Origin of the sequence: Brevibacillus gelatini (assembly GCF_003710935.1) — a bacterium.
Taxonomy (GTDB): domain Bacteria; phylum Bacillota; class Bacilli; order Brevibacillales; family Brevibacillaceae; genus Brevibacillus; species Brevibacillus gelatini.
This window is the reverse complement of the sequence record NZ_RHHS01000024.1, coordinates 52575-58821: the sequence shown is the minus strand read 5'-3', so window position 1 is coordinate 58821 and position 6247 is coordinate 52575. Positions and strand designations below refer to the sequence as shown.

Sequence of the window (6247 nt, the reverse complement as noted above, 5' to 3'; positions counted from 1 at the left end):
GTTTTCAAAGAGCATTTTTTCGAACGTTCTATATCTTATCACGTTCGTTATTTACGAGTCAAGAACTTTTTTGTCGAAAGTTGTTATCTTTTCTCGTATTTTGTCACCGTTCTTAGCGGCAAGGAATAATCTATCACATCTAAAAACAGAATACAAGAGCTTTTTTCTAGTTTATCAAAAAAACTTCGGACAAAAAACAGAGCCTCCATAAACAAGAGGCTCCTGCTTCCTTTGCATAATAAAGCTTATTGCGCCGTGTATCCGCCATCAATTACGACGGCCTGGCCGGTGATGCCCTGCGCTTTCTTGCTCGCCAAAAACGCAGCGTAGTCGGCGATTTCCTGCACCTGCAGCAGTCGTTTTTGCGGAACCAATGGATAAATGACTTCTTCCATAACCTTTTCCAGCGGCACCTGTCGAGTTTTCGCCAGATCGGCCAACTGGTTTTGAACCAGCGGTGTGTCGACATAGCCTGGGCAGATCGCATTGACGGTTACACCGTCTGCTGCTCCCTCCAGCGCGGCCACCTTGGTCAAGCCGATTACCCCGTGCTTGGCACTGTTGTACGCAGCTTTCCCTGCAAAACCGATCAAGCCGTTGATGGAAGCCATGTTGATGATTCTCCCGTACTCCTGTTGTTTCATGACGGGAAAAGCGTGCTTGATCGCGATAAACGGCGCTGTCAGCATGATAGCGATCATCTGCTCGAACTTGGCCGTAGGAAACTCTTCAATCGGCGAGACAAACTGAAGACCTGCGTTGTTCACCAAAATATCGAGCTTGCCGAAAGTCTCCACGGCTTGTTGGATACTTTTTTGTATCTGTTCCTCGTTCGTAACATCGGCACTCAGGCTCATCGCCTCATAGCCTTCCGCTTGCAAGCGGGCAGAAGCTGCATCCGCAGCGTCCCGGTTCAAGTCCAGCAGCATGACTTTGGCTCCCTCTGCCGCAAACGTCCGGGCAATCTCCAGCCCGATCCCGCTCGCAGCTCCTGTTACCAATGCAACCTGGTCGTTCAATAGTTTCTCCATATGGTTTGTCTCCTCTCCGACATGCTGTCTATCTCCGTCCATACGCAACCTAGAAAATGGAAACAGCGAAGGCCAGTATGAATACGGCGGCTGTTTTCAAAACGGTGATGGCAAAAATGTCCTTGTACGACTGGCGATGCGTCAAGCCGGTGATGGCGAGCAGCGTGATGACCGCTCCGTTGTGCGGCAGCGTATCCATCCCGCCCGAAGCCATGGAAGCAATCCGGTGCAACAGCTCTGGACTGATTCCCGCGGCGTTGGCCATCTCCAGGTATTGCTTGCCCATGACCTCCAAGGCAATCGACATCCCGCCAGAGGCCGATCCGGTCACACCTGCCAGCACGTTTACGGCGACCGCTTCCGAGACAAGCGGATGGTTGCTCGCGCCCAAAATCCAGTCTTGAATCAGCTTGAAGCCAGGCAATGTTTTCACGACGTTTCCAAAGCCAACTTCGGACGCTGTATTGAAGATCGCCAGCAAAGCACCCATGGCTGCTGCGGTCAAACCGCTTGCCAGCTTTGTTTTGACCTGCTTTACGTTGATGAGCAGTGCTGCGATGATTCCCAAGCTAAGGGAAATAATCAGTGCCCAGGACGACACGACGTTTTTCACATTTTCAATTTTGAACGAGTCTTTGAGCATCGCAGCATCATACCAGCTTTCCACTGTCCAGATGCCACGGCTGAACAGGTAGTTGCCGACGAGCACGAGCGCCAGCGGAAGAATCGCTACCCAGATGTTCATGTACGTTTCGTTTTTGGACAATTCCGGCTCGTTCGAATGTCCTTCGCCATAGCCTTCTCCGGCAGCAGCCGCCTGCTTGCGTCTGCGCTCCAGCCACGTCATCCCGCCGACGAAAACGATGATCGCCCCGATCATCCCCACAACTGGAGCCGCGTAGGCGTCGGTACCGAAATACGTCGTCGGAATGATGTTTTGAATTTGCGGCGTTCCCGGTAAAGCATCCATCGTGTAGGTGAATGCCCCGAGCGCTATCGTTCCCGGAATGAGCCGTTTCGGGATGTTTGCTTCACGGAAAATCGCGGCAGCAAACGGGTAAACAGCAAAAGCGACGACGAACAGCGACACCCCGCCGTACGTCAAAATCGAACATGCCAGAACGACCGCCAAGATCGCGCGGTTCGAGCCAAGCGCTTTCACGATCGCATGCGCAATCGACGAAGCGGCACCGCTCAGCTCCATCACTTTTCCAAAAATCGCACCAAGCAGGAAGATAGGAAAAAATGATTTCACATAGTTGGCTGCGTTGGTCATGAATGTTTCCGTGTAGCTGGGCAAAAGCGCAATTCCCGACATCACGACTGCCAGCAGCGTAAAAATCGGGGCAAAGACGATCACAGGGTAGCCCCGGTACGCAAAAAACATCAACAGACCAAGCGCGATCACGATGGACAACACTTCAATAATCATACAATTCTCCTTTCAAATGGCCCTCCGCCTGGAGAGCATAGTGTGTGTACCCACCAAAAGAAATCGCTTACATTTCTTTTTGAGTTGCATGGATCGTGCCAATTTGAGCCAAACTCCGACAAATCGCAATCAGACGCGCTTTTGGCCAAACGGGCCGCAACAGCAAAATGATAGCGCTTGCAAAAACTTCCGGATTTCCGGAAAAACGCGTCCGCATTTATGGAATCTGGCAAAAATCACCGCAAAATTCATCTGATCGAAAAGTCAAAACCTTCTGCTACTACCCGTCTGCTCTCTTTTCGCTTTCCAGAAACGCGGAATCAAGCTAAATGCGCCAGCGCTCTCTCGATCAAAAAAGCCGGGACCACGGCTCGTCCACCGTGTCCCAGCTTCGAAAAGCACTGCCGCTATTTTTTCTGTTGATACTTCTCCCACTTTTCATAAAAGCTGGACTTGCTGATCTGCAAAAGCTTTGCCGCTTCCAGCTTGTTTCCCCCGGTCTGCTGCATCGCAAGCATAAGCGCTTCCCGCTCCGTCTCTTCCAGCAGCTGCCTGAGCGGCCGCAGCTCCCTGCCAGACGGTGAAGCAGCAGCAACTGGCACCACTTCATCAGAAGCCGGCAGCCAAATGTGCTCCTTTCTCAGCACATCGTCTTCCACCAGATGCAGCGCCCGCTCCAGCACATTTCGCAACTCCCGCACATTTCCCGGCCAGGAGTAGCCGCGCAGCACAGGCCACACGTCCTCGTCGATCACCTTGACCGTGACACCTGTAGACTCGCTGAGCTGTTTGAGCAGGTTGGAAACAAGCTCCGGCAAATCTTCCAGCCGCTCTCGCAACGGAGGAATCGACAGAGTGACTACGTTCAGGCGGTAGTACAGGTCGGCGCGAAACTTTCCTTCCTTGATGCGCTGCAGCAAATCCAGGTTGGTAGAGGCGATAACCCGCACGTCAATCGGCGTCGTCCGCACAGCCCCGACCCGCTCCACCTCTTTTTCCTGCAACACCCGCAGCAGCTTGGCTTGCAGCGGCAGCGGCATGTCTCCGATCTCGTCCAGAAGGATCGTCCCGTGATTGGCCAGCTCAAACTTGCCTTTTTTCCCGCGGCGCACCGCTCCGGTAAACGCGCCTTCTTCATAGCCGAACAGCTCGGACTCCAGCAAAGAATCAGGGATAGCCGCACAGTTGACGCGGATGAACGGCCCCATTTTCCGCTTGCTCTGCGCATGAATCGCATGGGCAAACAGTTCCTTGCCTGTGCCGCTCTCTCCGGTAATCAGCACCGTCGAATCGCTTTTCGCTACCTTTTGCGCGAATTTTTTCAGCTCCTGCAGCTTTTGGTTGTAACCGACGATCTGGTCAAAATGATAGGTCGCGCCCATCCTGCGTCGCAGTTCTTTTTTATAGTAAGTCAGCTCGTCCTTCAACTGATCGACCATCGCAGCCAGGGCAGTCAGCTCCTGCACATCCTGAAACAGCACCGTCCCGAGCACGGCAATGACCTTGCCCTCGTCCATGATCGGGATGCGGTGGGCGATCATTTTCTGCCCTTTGATTTGCTGAATATCGGCAATTTCCGCTACGCCCGCCTGGCCGACGATATGCATGCGCGTATTTTCGATGACCTCCGTCACTGGCTTGCCGATGACGTCCTGCACATTCAAAAATTCCCGATAGCTCCGGTTCATCAAAAGGATTTTGCCGTCCCTGTCCGTCACAATCATCGGCTCATGGGCATTCTCGAAGACGACCTCAAGCAGCTTGCTGATTTGCTGGAGATTCCAATCCAACACGGCTCCCCCTTTGCCTGGAATTTCGCTGCGCCGAACGTTCGTTCACAGCTCGTTACTTATGAATTATAGCAGGAGACATCAGGGGAAGCGTGCTTTTTCCATAAAAAAGCACAAACAGAGCCGCTTTACTGCGCCTGCGTTTTCGCCTGCATCTGCTTGACAAGACGCTTGGGCGCTGCGCACAGGTAGCCTTCCAGCAAGTAGTCCGCGAGCATGCTGTAGTCCGCGATATTTTTGGCGTGAATCGACACCCAGCCGTGGTGGCCGATGTAAGGTGTTTTGTAAAAGTGCTTCTGCGCAAGCAAAATTTCCTGTGTCGTCTTGAGCACCTTGAAGGACAAGACTGGTCCGTCAGCACCGCCCTCGCCCATCATGACAAACGGCTTGTCGTTTACCCGAAAAGACGTATGCCCAAAACTGTCCACCTTTTCCGTTACCTCTGGCAGACGGATGGCCAGCTCTCTTACAGCCGCTTCCATCGCCAGACCTTCCCTGGATGAAATTCGCACATGCACCACCTGACAGCACCCCCGCTCTTTTTGGCAAAAGCTCTGACCCGGCTCACTTTCGCTGAGACCGTGGCCAGATCATCCGCCAACATCACGTTATCTCAATATGATCCAACCTGTTCTGCGTCGGATCCGACCTTTCCTTCTTTCATACGATACAGCGGCAAAATAAAGCTCAACCCGATAATGAACAAGGCAGCCGAGAAGGCATAGATGATGACGAGCGGAAGATGTTGCTTCAGCACTCCGGATATACTCATCATGATGACCATGGCGCCTGTAAACAGCGGGGTCAAAATCCCGTTAACCCGCCCGATGAAGGAGCTTTCGGTATATTTGAGCAGCATCGTATTGATCCCGATGTGGATACAGGGCAAAAGCAGTCCGGAAACCAGCTGGGCCAAAAGCGTCAGCCACAGTTGCGTAGACACCCCGCATATGCCAAGGGCAACCGCGTTCCCGAGCATGCCCATGACGAGCAGCCTTTGCGGGGGAACGTTTTTGGCCAGCGACATCGTCAGCGCCCCGCCTACAATCATGCCCATACCTTGCACCATCAATAGCCATTGCAGGCTTTCTTTCGGCAGATGAAGCTGTTCGGTTACGAGAAAAATCGCCAACGGCTGCACCATCCCAATGCCGAAGCCTGCTGCCAGGAAACAGACGCCAAGCAGCGACAGCACCCGGCTGGAGAGCACGTAGCGGATGCCGCTCGCCATTTCCGCAAGCAGGGCAGAGTCTTTTTTCTCCTCTGTCTCCACACGGTCAGGCGGCAGCAGGTACAGTACGCCAGCAGAAGCCAGAAATGCGACAGCCGTAATGACCATGGATACTTCCATTCCCCATTGCTGGAACACAAATGTACCCAAAATCGGGCCAAGCACCATGAAAACAGCGAAGAGCGTCTGGTAGGCAGACATCCCGGCTTGCAGTTGTTCAGCAGGTACGTGCAGCTTGAACAGCTTCATCCCTGACGGCTGGGAAAACTGGGAGAGCACAGCCGAGATCAGTGTAGCGAAAAAAATCGCCTTCCACGTTCCGAGCATAAACGTGATGAGCACTGCGATTACCGACAAGGCACTGAGCAGATCACACCAGACCATCGTCCGCCTCGGTCGCCAGCGATCCGCAAACGTCCCCGCGATAAACGAGAAGAGGAAAATCGGCGCGTACTCCGCTACCGAAATCATGGACACAGCGAACGGATCGCCTCCGGTATGGTCCATGACGTAAAGCAGGATGGCGAAGTTGCGCACCCAGATCCCGATTTGCAAAAACAGACCCGACAACAAAATAGCTCTGACATAGCGGTTTTGCAGCATTTTAGCCATAAAAAAACCTCCTTATCCATTTTGCGATCTGGACAGGAGGCATTACATATCGACACCAAAAAGACATAGAAACCTTCTTCAAGAAAAGACAAAGGCTCTACCATCTATACGCCAATATGCACATACTACTCCCATCCAAAAACGCATCGTC

Annotated in this window: 5 protein-coding genes; all 5 read right to left on the bottom strand. The window is 52.9% G+C overall.

Annotated features, from left to right (window positions below):
• Positions 1-245: 245 nt before the first annotated feature.
• On the bottom strand, positions 246-1031 hold the full coding sequence (locus tag EDM57_RS10530; protein WP_122904722.1) for a 3-hydroxybutyrate dehydrogenase: 786 nt from the start codon (positions 1029-1031) through the stop codon (positions 246-248).
• A 49-nt stretch (positions 1032-1080) separates the two neighbouring features.
• Positions 1081-2463 carry a GntP family permease gene (locus EDM57_RS10525; RefSeq protein ID WP_122904721.1) on the bottom strand — a complete coding sequence of 461 codons (1383 nt, stop codon included), beginning with the start codon at positions 2461-2463 and terminating at the stop codon, positions 1081-1083.
• A gap of 407 nt (positions 2464-2870) precedes the next feature.
• A complete protein-coding gene (locus tag EDM57_RS10520; RefSeq protein ID WP_122904720.1) occupies positions 2871-4253 on the bottom strand; it encodes a sigma-54 interaction domain-containing protein in 1383 nt (460 codons plus the stop codon).
• 128 nt (positions 4254-4381) lie between these two features.
• Positions 4382-4774, bottom strand: coding sequence for an MmcQ/YjbR family DNA-binding protein (locus tag EDM57_RS10515; protein ID WP_122904719.1), 393 nt, complete (start codon positions 4772-4774; stop codon positions 4382-4384).
• A gap of 92 nt (positions 4775-4866) precedes the next feature.
• Entirely contained in the window at positions 4867-6096 is a 1230-nt protein-coding gene (locus EDM57_RS10510; protein WP_122904718.1) for an MFS transporter, read from the bottom strand.
• Positions 6097-6247: the final 151 nt, after the last annotated feature.

Excerpts from the sequence above, each read along its gene's own strand:
- EDM57_RS10525 (WP_122904721.1), bottom strand. The coding sequence starts at position 2,463 with ATGATTATTGAAGTGTTGTCCATCGTGATCGCGCTTGGTCTGTTGATG.
- EDM57_RS10510 (WP_122904718.1), bottom strand. The coding sequence starts at position 6,096 with ATGGCTAAAATGCTGCAAAACCGCTATGTCAGAGCTATTTTGTTGTCG.
- EDM57_RS10530 (WP_122904722.1), bottom strand. The coding sequence starts at position 1,031 with ATGGAGAAACTATTGAACGACCAGGTTGCATTGGTAACAGGAGCTGCG.